This window comes from Massilia genomosp. 1 (genome assembly GCF_011682185.1).
In the GTDB taxonomy this organism is placed as follows: Bacteria; Pseudomonadota; Gammaproteobacteria; order Burkholderiales; family Burkholderiaceae_D; genus Telluria_A; species Telluria_A rubra.
Genome location: NZ_WHJF01000707.1, coordinates 1 through 213, shown reverse-complemented (window position 1 = coordinate 213; position 213 = coordinate 1). Strand labels below are relative to the sequence as shown.

The 213-nt window shown below is 59.2% G+C and carries 1 pseudogene; it reads right to left on the bottom strand.

The window, feature by feature from the left end:
• Positions 1-4: 4 nt before the first annotated feature.
• A pseudogene (locus F1735_RS38735) lies at positions 5-213 on the bottom strand (IS5/IS1182 family transposase); the annotation flags it as partial.

Sequence of the window (213 nt, the reverse complement as noted above, 5' to 3'; positions counted from 1 at the left end):
ATGGTCATCGTCGAAGTCGCATCAACTGGTCGGCGCCGAGGGCGAGCAGCCCGAACATCAAATGGCTCATGACTTTGGCATGTCCTTTGACCATGATGTTGCGGCCACCAAACTCGTCCTTGAGGCGTGCGTTGGTCCGTTCGGCCACAGTGCGCTCACGGTAGCGAACTTCATCGGCAGGCTCGAAGTGTTCCTTCTCGCCGCCACGCGGAT